This is a genomic window from Curtobacterium sp. MCBD17_034 (genome assembly GCF_003234515.1).
Taxonomy (GTDB): Bacteria; Actinomycetota; Actinomycetes; order Actinomycetales; family Microbacteriaceae; genus Curtobacterium.
On sequence record NZ_QKTN01000002.1, the window covers coordinates 348,886 to 366,184 of the forward strand.

Sequence of the window (17,299 nt, forward strand, 5' to 3'; positions counted from 1 at the left end):
TTCCTCACCACGTGGACGGGTAGGTCTTCTCCGCCGTCGTGGAGGGGGTGACGCGGTACTTCTCGAGCACCTGGGACATGAGGGTGTGGAACGCCGGAGCGGCGGAGCTGGAGAACCGATGTCCCGGCCCCGGCTTCGTGAACGTCACCGTGACAACATACTGGGGGTCCTCGGCAGGTGCCATTCCGGCCACCGAGATGATGCGGTCGCTGCCGTACCCGCCACCGTTCGCCACGGCGACCTCGGCGGTCCCGGTCTTGGCGGCCACGTTGTAGCCCGAGATGGGCTGCATGCCGGCGAGCGTGCCCGCGTGGTCGGTCAGGGTGCTCTGCAGCATCTGCACGACCTGGTCGGCCGCCGAGGTGGACACCACGCGCGTCGGCGTGACGTCGGGCTTGTCGGTGACGGTGCCGTCGGCCTGCTCGCACCCCGAGACGAAGTGCAGCGGGATCCGCTCCCCGCCGTTCGCGAGCGTCTGGTAGATGCTCGCGACCTGCAGCGCGGTGGTCGAGATCCCCTGGCCGAACATCGAGTTCATGTTCGTCTGCGGGTCCCAGGAGGGCGACGCGGCGTCGGGCCAGGTCGGCTGCCCCGGGAAGGCGATCCCGGACTGCGACTCGAACAGGCCGAACTTGCGCATGTAGTCGTACCGCTGCTGGGCGCTGAGCACCTGCCCCGCCTCGGTGATGCCGACGTTCGACGACTGGGCGAGGATCCCGGTCAGGGTCAGGTTCTCGGTGCCGTGGTACTCGGCGTCCGAGATCTTGCCGCCCCACGGGAAGGTCCGCGAGTACGGGACCGACTCCGGGGTGAGCGGCGTCGCCTTGCCGGTGTCGAGGAGGGCCGCCGCGATCGCCGCCTTGATCGTCGACCCCGGCTCGTAGGTCGCGGTGAGCGCCCGCGAGCCGAACGACCCGGTGTCCTTCGTCGCGTCCACGTCGTTCGGGTCGACGCTCGGCCAGTCCGCGATCGCGCGGATCTCCCCGGTTCCGACCTGGACGACCGTCGCGGTGGCCGACTGCGCTCCGAGGGCCTGCGCCTGCTGGGCGATGTCCTGCTGCGCCATGTACTGCAGGTCCTCGTCGATGGTCGTCTCGACGGTCCCGCCGTTCTTCGCCTGCTTCGTCGTGACCGTGCTGCCCGGCAACTGGACGCCGTCCTCGCCGCGCTCGTAGGTCTCGGACCCGTTCGTCGCCGCGAGGCACTTGTCGTACGCCAGCTCGAGCCCCGCCTGCGCCCCGTCCGTGCCCATGAACCCGGTGAGGTTGCCGGCGGCGGCCCCGTTCGGGTAGGTCCGCGATGCTTGCTTCTCGGGGTAGATCCAGGGGATGCCGAGCGCTTCGACCGCGCGGTAGTGCCCGACGTCCAACCCCTTGACGAGGTAGGCGAAGTCGGAGTTCGGGGCGGCCGCGATGGCGCGCTTCATGGTGGGGACGTCGCCACCGGACGCCGTCGCGAGCGCCTGGAGCGCCTGCGCGATCGAGACGTGCTTGATCCGGGTCCCGCCGAGCTTGCCCTGGAACGCGTCGACGATGCGGGGCGCCGTCGTGATGTTGTAGCGCGTGACGCTGTCCGCCAGGGGCGTGCCGTCGCGGTCGACGATGGACCCGCGGGTGCCGTACAGCGTCACCGGGATGCTCCGCTTGGCGACGGAGGCCTTGTCGAGCTCGGCCGCCTGCACGACCTGGATGTCGACGAGGCGGACGACGAACACCGCGACGAGTGCCATGATCGCCACCATCACGACGCTGTAGCGGATGCGTCGGTTCTGGAGGGTCTTCCTCACACTGCGTCCTTCCGGACCGAGGGCGACGGTCAGCGCGTCTGGGGCGCCTGGAGCTCGGCCGCGTCCGACGATACGGACGAGTCCGAGGAACCCTGGCCCGACGCGCTGGCGCCGCTGCTCTTCCCAGCATCGGAGCCCGACGTACCGGTCGCCGAGCCGGTCGTGGTGGTGTGGGTCGTCGGCTGCTCCGCGCTCGTGGCCGTGTCCCCGTGCTTCGCGACGACCGCGGTGCCGTCGAGCAACGCGTTCGGCACCTGGTTCGTCGTGGTGGCCGCGGTCGAGTCGGTCGCGGCGGCCGGCGTCGGCGTGCCGTACACCACGCCCGTCTTCGGGTCGAGGTACACGGGCGACGAGTTCGCGATCATCCCGAGCGCCTGGGCGTTGCGGGCGAGGTTCTGCGGCGAACGAAGGACGGACAGCTGCTCGTCGAGCTGCTGCTGCGACCGGCTCAGGTCCGTCTGCGTGGACTGCAACGCGTCGAGCTGGTAGGCGCCCTTGCTCAGGACCATGCTGATGCCGAGCTGGGCGAGCAGGAGCGCCGCCAGCGCGGCGACCGCCACGAAGGCGGCGACGATCCGCGGTCGTGCCCGACGCTGCGCGCGGGTCGCCGTGACCTCGACGAGTTCTGGGCGGGCACGGCGGTGGTCGGGGCGGGGCTCGGCCGCGATGCCGGCCGCGAGGGCGAGGTTCGTGGTCATGTCACTTCCGGATTCGCTCGGCCGCGCGGAGTCGCACGGGGGTGGCTCGGGGGTTGGCGGCGCGTTCGGCCTCGTCGGCCAGCTCGGCGCCCTTGACGACGGCGGTGAAGGTCGGGCGGTGCTCGGGCAGCTCGACCGGGAGGCCCGCGGGTGCGCTCGACCGCGTCCGCTCGGCGAGCGCGCGCTTGACGATGCGGTCCTCGAGCGACTGGTAGGCCTCGACGACGATCCGGCCGCCGACGCGCAGGGCGTCGAGCGCGGCCGGGATCGCGCGCTCGAGCACCGCGAGCTCCTGGTTGACCTCGATCCGGAGGGCCTGGAACACCCGTTTCGCGGGGTGGCCCTGCCGCTGCACCGCGACCGGGGTGGCGGCGGTGAGCACCTCGACCAGGTCCGCCGACCGCTCGAACGGGCGCTCGGTCCGGCGCGCGACGATGGCCCGGGCGTACCGCGCCGCAAGTTTCTCCTCGCCGTACACCGTGAAGATCCGGCGGAGCGCGCGCTCGTCGTACTCGGCCAGGACGTCGGCGGCGGTGGGGCCGGCGGTGCGGTCCATGCGCATGTCGAGCGGCGCGTCCTTGCTGTAGGCGAAGCCGCGCTCGGCCCGGTCGAGCTGCAGGGACGAGACGCCGAGGTCGAACAGCACGCCGTCGACGGCGTCGATCCCGACGGACGCGACGGCCGCGGGCAGCTCGTCGTACACGGTGTGCACGAGGTGGACACGGTCACCGAAGGGCGCGAGGCGCTCCCCCGCGATCCCGAGGGCGTCCGTGTCGCGGTCGAGGCCGACGAGGGTGAGCTCCGGGAAGCGCGCGAGCAGTGCGGCCGAGTGACCGCCCATGCCGAGCGTGGCGTCCACGAGGACCTTGCCGGACCCCTCGAGCGTCGGCGTGAAGAGCTCGACGATGCGCTCGAGGAGGACCGGTGTGTGCGGGAAGGTCCCGCCGTCGGATGCTGTCATGTCGCCCCCGCTTCCTGGACCGTGGATCCGGATCCCCATCCATCCCGACCTGACACCGGGGAAGGTGTGTCAGGGCGCATGGCTGGGAGTCCGGGTCCGCGGGTCAGAAGACGCCCGGGATCACCTCCTCGTCGTTCTCGGCGAAGTCGGCCTCGCTCGCGGCGTAGTAGGCCTCCCACGCGGGGGTGGACCAGATCTCGGCTCGGTCACCCGCGCCGATCACGGTCAGGTCGCGCTCGAGGCCCGCGTACTCGCGGAGGTTCTGGGGGATGGTCACGCGGTTCTGCTTGTCGGGCTGTTCCGCGCTCGCCCCGGAGAGGAACAGGCGCATGTAGTCGCGAGTGCGCTTGTTCGTCATCGGTGCCTGCCGGATGCGGTCGTGCAGCGCGGCGAACTCCTGCTGGCTGAAGACCACGACGCACCGTTCTTGTCCGCGCGTCATGACGATGCCGTCGGACAGCTCGTCACGGAACTTGGCGGGGAGGATGACGCGCCCTTTCTCGTCGAGCTTCGGAGCGTACGTACCGAGCAGCACGGCCGACCCCCTCTGCTCCAACGACCACCTCGTCCCTCCACTTTACTCCACCACCCACCACCCAGCAACGGAACGGCGCCCCGGGAAGGCCCCCGAGCCCCCGTTCTGGGGGCGAGAAGGCGGCGTCGCGGCGGGCCGGAGCGCTGCGGAACGCCCGCACGCATGCGGATCCGGCGCCGTTCCTCCCGGTCGGAGCGGGGGTGGAGGGAAGTGGGGGGATCGTGTGGAGCGGAGTGGAGGAGGGGGTGGAGGGCCGCGGTGTGTCGTCGGACCATCGACGGCTGTCGCCCGGGAACGCGACAGCGGGGCCGACCCGAAGGTCGACCCCGCTGTGGTGGTGCAGGTGGACGGGAGCGGCTACTGCTCCTGGTTGCGCTTGTCCCAGCGCTCGTTCATGCGGTCCATGAACGAACCGCCGGCGCCGCCCTTGGCGGTCGGACGGCCGGCCGGCCGGCCGGCACGCGAGCCGACACCGGGACGCAGTGCGAAGAGGACGCCCGCGAGCATGAGCACGAAGCCGACCACGCCGATCACGGGCTGCCGGAGCGCGAGGCCCAGCACGACGACGCCGACCCCGACGAGTGCCCCGAGGACACCGAGCGTGATCGAGGTGTAGGTCGGCCGCCCCTGCCGCTTGGTGACGCGGGCCACGAAGTCGGAGTCGTTCTGGTAGAGGCTGCGCTCCATCTCCTCGAGGAGTCGCTGCTCTTGCTCCGAGAGTGGCATCTCAAGTCCCTCATCCCTGGGATCGACGCTGGTTCAGTGGGCCGATTCTATGCCTCAGCCACCCACTAAGGTAAGGAGGGTGGCTGAGAGTACGCGGTTAGTGGATCTCGTCTCGGATCGCATCGAACGCGCGCTCACGGAGCAGCGCACGCGGCTCGCGGCGATCAGTCCCGACCTCGCGCCGTTCAGCGACTTCTCGCGCGATCTGCTCGCCGGCGGCAAGCGGTTCCGTGCCCTCTTCTGCTACTGGGGCTGGCAGTCCGTCGCCGGCCGGTCGGGCTCGTTCGACCCGCTCGCCGCGGGATCCCGTCAGACCACCGCGGAGGCCGTCGTCACCGCGGCCGCGGCCCTCGAGGTGTTCCACGCGGCGGCCCTCGTGCACGACGACATCATGGACCGCTCGGACACGCGGCGCGGCCGCCCCGCAGCCCACCGTCGCTTCGAGCGCCTGCACGCAGAGCACGGATGGATCGGCGACAGCGCCGCGTACGGCACGAACAGTGCGCTGCTCATGGGCGACCTCCTGCTCTCGCTGTCCGACAGCGTGTTCGACGAAGCCCTGGCCCTGCTCGAGCCCGGCCGTGCGCGCCTGGTCCGTCAGGAGTTCCACGCGATGCGACTCGACGTCACCGCGGGGCAGTACCTCGACATCCACGAGGAGACCGCGTGGCCGACCGTCGACGAGGCCGACCTGCTCGTCCGCGCCCAGCGGGTGATCGTGTTCAAGTCGGCGAAGTACTCGGTCGAGGCGCCGCTCGCCATCGGCGGACTCATCGCCGGCGCGGACGACCGCCAGCTCGAGGGGTTGCGGGCCTTCGGCCTCCCCCTGGGCGTCGCGTACCAGCTGCGCGACGACCTGCTCGGCGTGTTCGGCGACCCCGAGGTCACGGGCAAGCCCGCCGGTGACGACCTGCGCGAGGGCAAGCGGACGGTGCTCATCGCGACCGCACGGAAGGCCCTGCCCACGGGCGCCCGGCAGCTCGTCGACGAGTTGCTCGGCGATCCCGAGCTCGACGAGGACCAGATCACGATGCTCCGGGCGACCCTCACCGAGTCCGGCGCCGTCGCCGCCGTCGAGCGGTCGATCGAGCGGCACGTCGCCCGGGCGAAGGCCGCGCTCGCGGCGGCGCCGCTCACGCCGTCGGCGCGGGAGCAGCTCGTCGCCCTGGCGGACACGGTCGCCCAGCGCGTCGCCTGAGGACCACCCCGACTCGGCGACTGGTCGCGGCTCGACGACCCGCTGCGCCTCGGCGACCCGCTGCGCCGCGACGACCCGCCGCGCCTCGCCGCGCCTCGCCGACCATCGCGGCCGGTCAGAGCAGGGACTGCGCGACCCGGCGCACCTCGGCCTTGCGTCCGGCCCGGAGCGCTGCGATGGGCGGGACACCGATCGACTCCTCGGTCGTGAGCATCCAGCGCACGGCCTCGTCGTCGCTGAAGCCGTTGTCGCCGAGCACGATGAGCGTGCCGCGGAGCTCCGGCAACGGCTCCGCACCGTCGAGGAACTCGACCGGGACACGGAGCACACCGTCGACCCGCGCGGGGAGCAGGGTGCGCTGCTCGAACAGCCGGTGGACCCGGCCCGGGCTCACACCGAGCAGCTCCACGAGGTCGGGCACGGTCAGCCAGCGCTCGGACAGGGCGTCGTCCGTCAGTGCGTCAGTCACGCTGCCATGGTGCCAGAATCCCCCGCGGTCCTCGAACGGGGGCGAGGGGCACGTGAGTCACATCAGTCACATGCGTCTCGTTGATTGACTCGCGTGACGATCCGTGCCACGGTGGTGCGGACCTTGCCGCGGCGCGACGGAGCACCCGCGGCGCGGCACCCGGCCGAAGCAGCACGGCACCCCCGCCGCGGCCCCCGAGGAGAGTGATCACCGTGGACACCGACGACGCCGCCGCACGGCGCCCGCGCGCAGCCCGATTCGCGACGATGCCGATCGTCCTCGCCGGCACGATCGCCGTCGCCGCCGGCCTGACCGGACCGGTGGCCGCCGGACACCTGGACCAGCGCCATCGCCCCGAGGAGAAGCACGAGGGTGACCACACGCGCCGCGCCGCGCCCGACCGCGTCGAGACCGACCGCCCGGTGTTCGGCACGGCGGTCGCCACCTCGACCCCGACGGTCACGACCGTCGCCGCCATCACCGAGGCGCCGGCCTCGTACACCGTGGTCCAGGGCGACACGGTCAGTGCGATCGCGGCCCGGTACGGGCTCTCGCCGCGCGACGTCCTCAGCGCGAACGGCCTGAGCTGGAACGCGATCATCCACCCGGGGCAGACCCTGACGCTGCGGTCGGGGTCGACCGCGACCGGCCGGACCGGCGGGACCTCGACCTACCACGTGGTGTCGGGCGACACGGCGACCGGCATCGCGGCGCGGCTCGGTGTCTCCACGAACGCGCTGCTCGCCGCCAACCAGTTGTCGGCCACGAGTGTCATCTACCCGGGGCAGACGCTCCGGGTGCCATCGGCGACCACCACCTCGACGGTCGCGGTGACGACGAACGCCGGGACCAGCACCGCGGCACCGGCGGTCAGCAGCGCGACGACCGTGCACATCCACGCCGGCGACACCCTGGCCACGATCGCGTCGGCGCACGCCGTCTCGGTCGCCGACCTGCTCGCCGCGAACGGCCTGACCTACACGAGCACGATCTACGCCGGGAGCACCCTCGTCGTGCCGGCGTCGAGCGGTGTCGGCCTGACGAACGAGATGCGGGCCAACGCCGAGACCATCGTCCGCGTCGGCCGCGCCCTGGGGGTTCCCGAGCGGGGCCTCGTCGTCGCGCTCGCGGCCGCGATGCAGGAGTCCGGGCTCCGCGACCTCGACCACGGGGACCGCGATTCGATCGGACTGTTCCAGCAGCGGCCGAGCCAGGGCTGGGGATCCGCGTCCGAGCTCATGGACCCGACGTACGCGGCGAGGCTGTTCTTCGGCGGTCCGCACAACCCGAACGCCGGCACGACGGCCGGTCTCCTCGACGTCCCCGGCTGGCAGTCGATGTCGGTCACGGACGCGGCCCAGGCCGTGCAGAACTCGGCGTACCCGAAGGCGTACGGCCAGTGGGAGAAGCCCGCGACCGCGTGGCTCGCCACCCTCTGACGCCGGATCCGGCCGCCAGGTCGGAAGCGGGACCGGTCGCCCGTGAGCACCGCCTCCTCCTCCAGATCGAGATTGCATCACGGTCGGTGCGTCAGCGGCGGTGGTCCGACGCCCGATTCGTAGAATGCCGACCGTGACCATGAACGCCGCGACGGATCCGATGATCGGTCGGATGATCGACCAGCGGTACCGCGTCCGGTCGCGCATCGCCCGCGGTGGCATGGCCACCGTGTACCTCGCCACGGACGTCCGTCTGGAGCGCCGCGTCGCGATCAAGATCATGCACGGTCACCTGGCGGACGACGCCGCGTTCCGCGGACGCTTCATCCAGGAGGCCCGGTCCGCCGCCCGTCTGTCCCACCCGAACGTCGTGGGCGTGTTCGACCAGGGGCAGGAGACCGACTGCACCTACATCGTCATGGAGTACATCCCGGGCATCACGCTCCGTGACCTCCTGCAGGAGCACCGGGCGCTCACGAGCGACCAGGCGCTCGACATCCTCCGCGCCGTCCTCGCCGGGCTCGCGTCCGCGCACCGGGCGGGCATCGTGCACCGTGACCTCAAGCCCGAGAACGTCCTCCTCGCGGACGACGGCCGGATCAAGCTCGGCGACTTCGGCCTCGCGCGCGCCGCGACGGCGAACACCGCCACCGGTGCGGCCCTGCTCGGGACCATCGCGTACCTCTCCCCCGAACTCGTCACGCGCGGAGTGGCGGACACCCGGAGCGACATCTACGCCGTCGGCATCATGCTGTACGAGATGCTCACGGGCGAGCAGCCGTACAAGGGCGACCAGCCGATGCAGATCGCGTACCAGCACGCGAACGACACGGTCCCGGCGCCGAGCGCGAGCAACCCGGCGGTGCCGCCCGAACTCGACGACGTCGTCCGCTGGGCCACCGCCCGCGACCCCGATGAACGACCGCGCGACGCCCGCGCGATGCTCGACGGCCTCGCGGGCATCGACGAGCGGATGAGCGGTCCTCGCGCGACGTCCGTGCTCCACCCCGCCGGCACCACCACCGTCCTGCCGCTCGACGCCGCGCCCGCGGACACCACGATGCTCGGTCCGCGTGGTCCGCTCGCTCCGCCCCGGAGCCCGATCGGTCCGCAGCGCTCGACGGCGTCGGCGCCCCGGTTCCCACCGACGGCGAGCGACTCGGTCGAGACCGCTCTCGCTCCCGCCGCGGGACGCCTCGCGCACACGACCGCCCGGCGCCGTCGCCGCGGATGGGTCCTCCTCGCCGTCGTGGTCGTGGTGGCACTCGTCGTCGGGGTCGTCGCGTGGTGGTTCGGACCCGGGCCCGGCGGCAACGTGCGCGTGCCGGAGGTCGCCGGCAAGAGCGTCTCCCAGGCACGCCGCCTGATCGAGGAGCGGGGACTGCACGCCGCGTCGAGCACCGGTGCGCGCCCCGACGCGGTCGTCCACGCGGGCGCCGTCTCGGCGACCGCGCCGGACGCACGGCGCATCGTGACGCGCGGGACGACGATCCGGATCCTCGTCTCGTCCGGGCCCCGTCCCATCGTGCTGCCCGCGATCGTCGGACAGCCGGTCGCGACCGTGCGGAGCGAACTCGCCCCGCACTTCACACTCGAGCAGCTGCGCTACCGGTTCGACGGATCCGCTGCCGCGGGCACCGTCCTCGCCGCGACCGGCACGACCGAGGCCGGCGACGACGTCGACCTGACCACCGTCCACCAGTACGGCGAGCGGATGCCCGTCCGCCTCACGGTGTCGCTCGGCGCCGTGCCGGACGTCGTCGGCAAGTCGAGCGACGCGGCCACCGCCGCGCTCGAGGCGGTGGGGCTCGACGCCGGCCAGGCGCCCGGCCAGTACAGCGACGACGTCCCCACCGGCGACGTCATCAAGGCGATCCTCCCGGCCGACCCCGTGGTCAAGGGTTCCACGGTGCAGCTCGTGGTGTCGAAGGGGCCCGTCCCGATCACGCTCCCCGACGTCCGGAAGAAGCCGATCGACCAGGCCGCGTCGACCCTCCAGGCCCTCGGCCTGCACGTGTCCTACCCGGACTGCACGAACGTGCTGTGCTCGTTCTACGACTGGAAGTCGTCGCTGCCGGTGTCCGCCACCGACCCGGCCCCCGGCTCCACCGTGCACAAGGGCGACACGATCACGCTCGACTACGAGCAGTGACCGGTGCGCGCCGTCCGGCCTCGGCTGACGCAACGGGAGGCCGGGACGGACGGGAGGCACGACACCGGTCCGGTGCCGTGCCTCCCGTCCCGGGGACCGTCAGGACCGCGGTGCCGCGCTCAGCTCCTCGGCCACGAGGAACGCGAGCTCGAGCGACTGCATGTGGTTGAGGCGCGGGTCACAGAGCGACTCGTACCGGGTGGCGAGGGTCTCCTCGTCGATGTGCTCGGACCCACCGAGGCACTCGGTGACGTCGTCGCCCGTGAGTTCGACGTGGATGCCGCCCGGGTAGGTCCCGACCGCGCGGTGGGCCTCGAAGAAGCCGCGGACCTCGTCCACGACGTCGTCGAAACGCCGCGTCTTGTAGCCGGTCGGCGTCGTGAGGCCGTTGCCGTGCATCGGGTCGGAGACCCAGAGCGGGTTGGCGTCCATGCCCTTGATCGCCTCGAGCAGGGGCGGGAGCTTCTCGCGGACGAGGCCCGCACCCATGCGCGTGATGAACGTCAGGCGGCCCGGCTCGCGCTCGGGGTCGAGCTTGTCGATGAGCGCCTCCATGTCGGAGGCCGAGGTCGACGGCCCGAGCTTCACGCCGATCGGGTTCCGAACCCGCGACAGGAAGTCGACGTGCGCGCCGTCGATGTCGCGCGTGCGCTCCCCGATCCACACGAAGTGGCCGGACGTGTCGTACGGCAGCCCGGACCGCGAGTCGATACGGGTCATCGGGCGCTCGTAGTCCATGAGGAGGCCCTCGTGGGACGCGTAGAACTCGACGTGCTTGAGTTCGTCGAAGTCCGCGCCCGCGGCCTCCATGAACCGGATGGCGCGGTCGATCTCGCGGGCCAGGTGCTCGTACCGCGCGTTCGCCGGGTTCTCGGCGAAGCCCTTGTTCCAGCTGTGCACCTGTCGGAGGTCGGCGAACCCGCCCTGCGTGAAGGCGCGGATGAGGTTCAGGGTCGACGCCGCGGTGTGGTACCCCCGCACGAGACGCTGGGGATCCGCCTGCCGGGACTCCGGCGTGAAGTCGTAGCCGTTGATGATGTCGCCGCGGTAGGCGGGCAGGGTGACGTCACCGCGGGTCTCGAAGTCGCTCGACCGCGGCTTGGCGAACTGCCCCGCCATGCGTCCCATCTTGATGACGGGCGTGGAGGCGCCGTACGTCAGGACGACGGCCATCTGCAGGATCGTCTTCACCCGGTTGCGGATGGCGTCGGCGGTCGCACCGGCGAACGTCTCGGCGCAGTCACCGCCCTGGAGGAGGAAGGCCTGACCCCGAGCCGCCGCCGCGAGCCGGTCGCGCAGCACGTCGACCTCGCCAGCGAACACGAGCGGCGGGAAGGTCGCGATCTCGGCCGATGCGGCCTCAGCCGCGACGGGGTCCGGCCACGCCGGCTGCTGCTTGATCGGAAGCGTCCGCCAATAGTCGAGCCCCTCGATCACGTCCGGATCCTGCAGGGCGACGATGTCGGTCGACTCGAACACTTCGATTCCCTCGTGGTTGTGTGGCTCGATGCCACGTCGGGCAGGGCTGTCCACACCGGTCGGGGCGTGCGGACTGACTGAGCCTAACGTGGAAGCGTGGCGCCCTGTTCCCCAGCGGTGGAACCGACGCGCTGCCCCGTGGACCGGAGGGCCGCTGCGCCGCGCTCCTTGACGCTCGACGCGTACACGTCGGCGTACTCCTGGTGGCTCAGGCGTCGGAGCTCGTGCATGATCTCGTCGGTCACGCTGCGGAGGATGAAGCGGTCCGACTCCAGGCCCGTGAAGCGGGAGAAGTCGAGGGGCTCGCCGAAGACGACCCCGACGCGCTTGATCTTCGGCACGTGCTGACCGATCGCCATGACCTCGCGCGTGCCGACCATGGCGACCGGGACGACCGGGACGCGCCCCTCGAGCACCATGCGGGCGACGCCCGTGCGGCCGCGGTAGAGGCGCCCGTCCGGGCTGCGCGTGCCCTCCGGGTAGATGCCGAGCTGCTCCCCCCGCGCCAGCACGCCGAGGCCCGTCCGCAGGGAGGCCTCGCTCGCCTTGCCGCCCGACCGATCGATGGGCAGCTGGCCGAGCGCGCCGAAGGCGGTCTTCGTGGCCCAGCCCTTGATCCCACGACCGGTGAAGTAGTCGCTCTTGGCGAGGAACGAGATCCGGCGGTCGAGCACGACCGGCAGGATCACGGAGTCGATGAACGACACGTGGTTGCTGGCGAAGATGACGGGACCCGTCGCCGGAACGTGCTCACGCCCGACCACCCACGGGCGGAACACCGCCGTGAGCAGTGGTCCGATGAGCAGGTTCTTGAGCACCCAGTAGAGCATCGTCGCGTCCTCGGTCCGGTCGAGCGGTCAGGCGGTCCGCGCGTGGATCCGCGCCAGGTCCGCGGCACCGACGACACCCGCGTCGTTCACGAGCTCCGCGATGACGAAGTCCGGCTCCGGATGGTAACCCCGCGCGGGCAGGTTGTTCAGGTACGCCTGGCGGATCGGTTCGAGCAGGCGGTCCCCCGCGCTCGCGACCCCACCCCCGAACACGAACAGCTGCGGGTCGAGCACGGCCGACAGCGACGCGCACGCCTCGCCGAGGTGTCGTCCGAGTCGACGGAGCGCCGCGAGGGCCCCCGGGTCGTCGGCGAGGATGAGGTCGCCGACGATCTGCCCGTCCAGCGTGCCGCCGTTGGCGTCACGGGCCTCGGCGAGGGCGACACCGATGCCACCGGCGTCCGCGACGTCGTTCGCCATCCGCTGCAGCGCCCGACCCGAGCCGTACTGCTCGATGCACCCGCGCGCACCACAGCCGCACGGGAGCCCGTTCGGGACGATGCGGAGGTGGCCGATCTCGCCACCGGTGCCGAAGCCGCCGCGGAACAAGCGGTCCTCGGTGACGATCGCCCCACCGACACCGGTGCCGATCGTGAGCATCGTCATGTCGCTGACGAGGCGGCCGGCACCGAAGCGGAACTCCGCCCAGCCCGCGGCGTTGGCGTCGTTGTCGACGGTGATGTGCACGTCGCCGAGGCGTTCCTGCAGCCGCTGCCGCAGCGGCTCGTTCCGCCACCGGATGTTCGGCGTGTAGTAGACGATCGACTGCGAGGCGTCGATGAACCCGGGAGCCGCGACACCGACGGCCTCGATCGCGTGCTCCGCGCGAAGGCGTTCGACCATCGAGACGACGTCGTCGAGCATGGCGGTGGGGTCCGCGGCGTTGGTGGGGACCCGGTCCTCCGCGACGATCTCGCCGAGTTCGGAGACGACCGCGCCCGCGATCTTCGTGCCCCCGATGTCGATTCCGATGGCATGCACGAACATCGACCCTACCCGGTGTGGACACTGGACTCGCGCGGGGGCGTGGGTCCTATGCTGAGCGCGTCCGGCTCGACGACGAGGCGGATCAGCATCGACGGTCGACGAGGGAGTTGCCGTGCACGATCACCGAACCTCACCCGAGGGGACCGACCAGACCCACGCGGACGCCGGGCACGGTTCCGCCGCCCGGATCCTCGTCGAACGGGCCGCGGCGACGCCCGATCGCGGACTCCTCGCCCAGCGGCACGGGGAACGGTGGGTGCCGATGAGCGCTGCGAGCGTCCTCGCCCGCGTCCGCGCCGTCGCCAAGGGCCTCGTCGCCGCAGGACTCGAGCCGGGCGCCCACATCGCCGTGCTGTCCCGCACGCGGTCGGAGTGGACCATCGTCGACTTCGCGATCTGGCACGCGGGTCTCGTGTCGGTGCCCGTCTACGAGACGAGCTCGCCCGACCAGGTCCGGTACATCCTCCAGGACTCCGAGTCCGTCGCGATCGTCGTCGAGAGCGAGGAGCACGCACGCCGTGTGGCGGGCGTCGCCCCGGACCTCCCACGTCTCGCGCAGCACTGGACCATCGACGGCGGCGGGCTCGACGACCTGGCGCGACTCGGCGAACCGGTGACCGACGCCGAGCTGGACGCCCGCCTCGACGCGGTGTCCGCGCACGACGACGCGACCATCATCTACACCTCCGGCACGACGGGTCGGCCGAAGGGCTGCGTCCTCCGTCACGACAACTTCACGACGCTCGTCGAGGGTGCAGCGGAGGCGATGGCGGACGTCGTCGAGGAGGGCGCCTCGACACTGCTGTTCATCCCCATGGCGCACGTGTTCGCGCGGTTCATCGCCGTCATGTCGATCGGGACCGGTGTGCTCGTCGGTCACGAGCCGGACACCAAGGACCTCATGCACGCGGTCGCCACGTTCCGGCCGACGTTCCTGCTCGCTGTCCCGCGCGTGTTCGAGAAGATCTACAACGCGGCCGAGCAGAAGGCGGCCGTCGGCGGACGCGGCCGGGTGTTCCGGCTGGCGGCCGACACCGCGGTCGAGCACTCCGAGGCGCTCGCCACCGGGACGGTCCCGCTCGGCCTCCGCCTGCGGTTCCGGCTGTTCGACCGGCTCGTCTACGCGAAGCTCCGCGAAGCGCTCGGCGGTCGGGTGCGGTACGCGATCAGTGGGTCGGCACCGCTGTCGCCCCGCCTGGCCCACTTCTTCCGGTCCGTCGGGGTGCTCGTGCTCGAGGGCTACGGCCTGACCGAGACGACCGCACCCGCGACCGTCAACCGGGCGGCGGAGATCCGCATCGGGTCCGTCGGCCGCGCCCTCCCCGGCGTCGAGGTGCGGATCGCCGACGACGGCGAGATCCTCGTCCGTGGCGTCGACGTGTTCGACCGGTACTGGAACCGCCCCGACGCCACCGAGCAGGCGTTCGTCGACGGCTGGTTCCGCACCGGTGACCTCGGGACGCTCGACGAGCACGGCGTCCTGACCGTCACCGGGCGCGCGAAGGAGCTCATCGTCACCGCGAGCGGCAAGAACGTCGCACCCGCCCCGCTCGAGGACGCCGTGCGCGAGCACCCGCTCGTCGCGCAGGTCGTCGTCGTGGGCGAGGGCAAGCCGTTCGTCGCGGCGCTCGTCACCCTGGACCGCGAGATGCTGCCCGGCTGGTGCGCGGCGAACGGGATCGTCCCCGCGCTCACCCCCCGGAGCGCCGCCCACGACGCACGCGTCCACACGGCCGTGCAGCACGCGATCGACGCCGCGAACCAGCGGGTGTCCCGCGCCGAGTCGATCCGCTCGTTCACGATCCTGGACGCCGAGTTCACGGAGGCCTCCGGGCACCTCACGCCGAAGCTCACCGTCAAGCGGGACCGGGTGCTCTTCGACCACGCCGCCGACGTCGAGCACATCTACTCGGGCTCCGCGGTGCAGACCACCGCGGTGCCGGTCGTCGAGCACCGGCACCGCGGGTACTGACCCGACCCGACGACGAACGCCCCGCCGGAGCACCGGCGGGGCGTTCGTGTGTGGTCGCGGTTCAGCCGACCGTCACGGACTTGCATCCGAGCGTCGGGTTCGACCCACCGCCCTGGTTGATCGCGTACGCGCACACCTTGTGGGTGCCCTTCGCCAGCGAGACCGTCGTGCTCCACCCGGTGTTCGCCGGGGCTCCCGCCACCGCACGCGCCACGTCGGACCGGGCGATGGAGGTCGTCACGCTTCCCAGGTACTTCGACCCGGAGGTCTGGTCGTACAGCCGGACCTCCGTGCTCGAGGTCTGGTCCGGGTCCCATGCCCATCCGCGTGCCGTGGCCCCGCCGCTCGTCGCCGTGAGGGTGTCGAAGCTGCCCTTCGGGGTGGCCGAGGCGGTCGAGCCCGACGCGGCGGCCTTGGACATGATGACCGGCGCGGACGAGAACGCCAGTGCGTTCCCGCTGTTCGGGTGGTGGAGCACGACCTCGACGTGGTAGGTCCCCGCGGCCATCGAGCCGAGCGAGAAGGTCGTGGCGTTCGTGCCCTGCTGCACCGGGACGCCCGACGCGATCGTCGTGTAACCGGAACCGTTCGCGCTCGTACCGACCTTGACGTCGGCCGTCGTGCCGGCGACCCACGCCGCGTCGTGGAACTTGACCGTCGTGCTGCCGGTCGCGGCCGGCGTGTTCCGCAGGTGGATCGACTTGAGGTGCCAGACCGCGGCACCCTTGTCCTCGTTCGGGTCGAACCGGAACCCGGTGATGACCTGGCCGGCCCACCCGACCTTCGGGTTGAGGGCGGTCTCGTCGAGGGGGTTCACCGCGGTCATGTCGATCGCGACCTCACGGGCGTTCGCCCCGGAGAACGTCAGGATGTCGTTGCCGATCTGCGGCGTCGACGTGCTCGCGCCGTACCAGATGACGCGCGCCATCTTGCCGCCGCCCGCAGCGCTCGCCAGTGAGAACCCGCCGTCATAGGTCAGGTCGAAGGTGAGGTAGTGGTACTGGTTCGCGCTGAACTTCTGCACGGGCAGGTGGACCTGCGGGTCGCCCTGGTTCGGCCCCTGGTTCTGCGCCGTCAGACCGTCGCTGCCGTAGTGGATGAGCCGCGCGTTCTGCAGCGTGACGCCCGACGCGTTCGCCGACGAGGTGAACTCCCACGGCTTGCCCCGCTGGACCGTGGCGAGGTCCTTGCCGTCCGCCGGGCTGGGGCTGTCCACCACCGGCTCGGGCATCGGCTCGACCCGGTAGGTGCCGTGGTCGCCGGGCGGCATCGCGGCCTGCGTCGTCGTGCCGCCGTGCAGGCGCACCCAGTTCAGGGTCGCCGACACCGTGGGGTGCGCCGCGTTCGTGACGATGGGCTGGACGCGGAGTGCGACCACCTTCGCGCTCGTCCACGGGATCTTGCTGCCCTGGTTCGACGTCCCGTTGAGCGGGATGTCGTACACGTGGTCGCCCGCCGTGACGTTGAAGGTGGTCCCGCCGAGGCAGCTGCTCGTCTTCTCGCGGCAGGTGTACCAGTAGACGATGCCCTTGCCCGAACCGGCCGACGACGTGTTCATCTCGAACGACAGGCGCTGGTAGCGCGACGTGTTGATCGGCGCCGCGGCACCGTCCCGCCCGTAGGCCAAGCTGCCGCTCACCGTGTCGACGAGCGAGATGAAGCCCCCGGTGCCGTAGTTCATCGACAGCTGCCCGTTGGCCACCTTGTAGGTGCCGGGCCCGCTGAGGTCGGTGTTGTAGTCGGCCGCGTCGCTGAAGTCCCACGGGTCCTGGAAGGTCTCGGACGCGTAGTCCGGGGACTCCCCCACCACCGGCTCGGTCGCGGCGTGTGCCGGTGCCGCAGCACTGACCGTCACCACCGCGAGCGGCGCGGCGACGACCGTGAGGACCACCCCGAGGGCGGTCAGTCGTCCGCGGCGCGAGCGCGCACGGACGAGACGTGTTCCTGATGATGACATCGCTGTCCCCTGATCCTGTCGGCGGACGCCCTCTCTGCGTCCGGGTCCACGGTGACCAGGGAACCTGATCCGCGTCCACCCCGTGAACGGGGGTGCCCGCGTCGGGAGCG

General features: G+C 71.6%; 14 protein-coding genes. 4 read left to right on the forward strand and 10 right to left on the reverse strand.

Translation table 11 applies throughout. The annotated features are described in order from the left end of the window. Window positions 1–4 precede the first annotated feature (4 nt). From DEI92_RS05370 to DEI92_RS05390, 5 genes are all read right to left on the reverse strand, one after another. Entirely contained in the window at window positions 5–1,786 is a 1,782-nt protein-coding gene (locus DEI92_RS05370) for a penicillin-binding protein 2 (protein WP_258370075.1), read from the reverse strand. A 29-nt stretch (window positions 1,787–1,815) separates the two neighbouring features. Next, the gene (locus tag DEI92_RS05375; protein ID WP_111012631.1) at window positions 1,816–2,484 is read right to left on the reverse strand and encodes a hypothetical protein; all 669 of its coding nucleotides are present in this window, start codon (window positions 2,482–2,484) and stop codon (window positions 1,816–1,818) included. Between the two features lies 1 nt (window position 2,485). After that, on the reverse strand, window positions 2,486–3,445 hold the full coding sequence (gene rsmH, locus DEI92_RS05380; RefSeq protein ID WP_111008628.1) for a 16S rRNA (cytosine(1402)-N(4))-methyltransferase RsmH: 960 nt from the start codon (window positions 3,443–3,445) through the stop codon (window positions 2,486–2,488). A 103-nt stretch (window positions 3,446–3,548) separates the two neighbouring features. Further along, complete coding sequence (gene mraZ, locus DEI92_RS05385) at window positions 3,549–3,980, reverse strand: division/cell wall cluster transcriptional repressor MraZ (RefSeq protein WP_111008627.1); 432 nt, start codon at window positions 3,978–3,980, stop codon at window positions 3,549–3,551. Window positions 3,981–4,337: 357 nt separating this feature from the next. Then, window positions 4,338–4,706 carry a DUF3040 domain-containing protein gene (locus tag DEI92_RS05390; protein WP_111012632.1) on the reverse strand — a complete coding sequence of 123 codons (369 nt, stop codon included), beginning with the start codon at window positions 4,704–4,706 and terminating at the stop codon, window positions 4,338–4,340. A 79-nt stretch (window positions 4,707–4,785) separates the two neighbouring features. Here DEI92_RS05390 and DEI92_RS05395 point away from each other — a divergent pair, with 79 nt between their 5' ends. After that, window positions 4,786–5,904, forward strand: a complete 1,119-nt coding sequence (locus DEI92_RS05395) for a polyprenyl synthetase family protein (RefSeq protein ID WP_111008625.1) — start codon at window positions 4,786–4,788, stop codon at window positions 5,902–5,904. 115 nt (window positions 5,905–6,019) lie between these two features. Here DEI92_RS05395 and DEI92_RS05400 read toward each other — a convergent pair whose 3' ends face one another. Next, window positions 6,020–6,373: an Rv2175c family DNA-binding protein gene (locus DEI92_RS05400; protein ID WP_258368399.1), complete on the reverse strand. Its 354-nt coding sequence runs from the start codon at window positions 6,371–6,373 to the stop codon at window positions 6,020–6,022. A gap of 212 nt (window positions 6,374–6,585) precedes the next feature. Between DEI92_RS05400 and DEI92_RS05405 the strand changes: the two genes are divergently transcribed. Together DEI92_RS05405 and pknB are read left to right on the forward strand one after the other, a co-directional pair. Further along, window positions 6,586–7,812 carry a LysM peptidoglycan-binding domain-containing protein gene (locus DEI92_RS05405; protein WP_258370076.1) on the forward strand — a complete coding sequence of 409 codons (1,227 nt, stop codon included), beginning with the start codon at window positions 6,586–6,588 and terminating at the stop codon, window positions 7,810–7,812. 139 nt (window positions 7,813–7,951) lie between these two features. Continuing rightward, entirely contained in the window at window positions 7,952–9,964 is a 2,013-nt protein-coding gene (gene pknB, locus DEI92_RS05410) for a Stk1 family PASTA domain-containing Ser/Thr kinase (RefSeq protein ID WP_220037463.1), read from the forward strand. 99 nt (window positions 9,965–10,063) lie between these two features. Here the strand turns inward: pknB and DEI92_RS05415 are convergent, their stop codons facing one another. The 3 genes from DEI92_RS05415 to DEI92_RS05425 form a co-directional block, all read right to left on the reverse strand. Then, window positions 10,064–11,401, reverse strand: a complete 1,338-nt coding sequence (locus DEI92_RS05415) for a class II 3-deoxy-7-phosphoheptulonate synthase (RefSeq protein ID WP_111008927.1) — start codon at window positions 11,399–11,401, stop codon at window positions 10,064–10,066. A 125-nt stretch (window positions 11,402–11,526) separates the two neighbouring features. Further along, window positions 11,527–12,273, reverse strand: a complete 747-nt coding sequence (locus DEI92_RS05420) for a 1-acyl-sn-glycerol-3-phosphate acyltransferase (RefSeq protein ID WP_111008623.1) — start codon at window positions 12,271–12,273, stop codon at window positions 11,527–11,529. Window positions 12,274–12,300: 27 nt separating this feature from the next. Continuing rightward, complete coding sequence (locus DEI92_RS05425) at window positions 12,301–13,254, reverse strand: ROK family glucokinase (RefSeq protein WP_111008926.1); 954 nt, start codon at window positions 13,252–13,254, stop codon at window positions 12,301–12,303. A gap of 118 nt (window positions 13,255–13,372) precedes the next feature. On the opposite strand from DEI92_RS05425, the gene DEI92_RS05430 reads away from it, so the two are divergent. Continuing rightward, a complete protein-coding gene (locus DEI92_RS05430; RefSeq protein ID WP_111012633.1) occupies window positions 13,373–15,232 on the forward strand; it encodes a long-chain fatty acid--CoA ligase in 1,860 nt (619 codons plus the stop codon). A 61-nt stretch (window positions 15,233–15,293) separates the two neighbouring features. On the opposite strand, the gene DEI92_RS05435 is transcribed toward DEI92_RS05430, so the two are convergent. Continuing rightward, a complete protein-coding gene (locus DEI92_RS05435) occupies window positions 15,294–17,189 on the reverse strand; it encodes a hypothetical protein (RefSeq protein ID WP_146242843.1) in 1,896 nt (631 codons plus the stop codon). Window positions 17,190–17,299 lie beyond the last annotated feature (110 nt).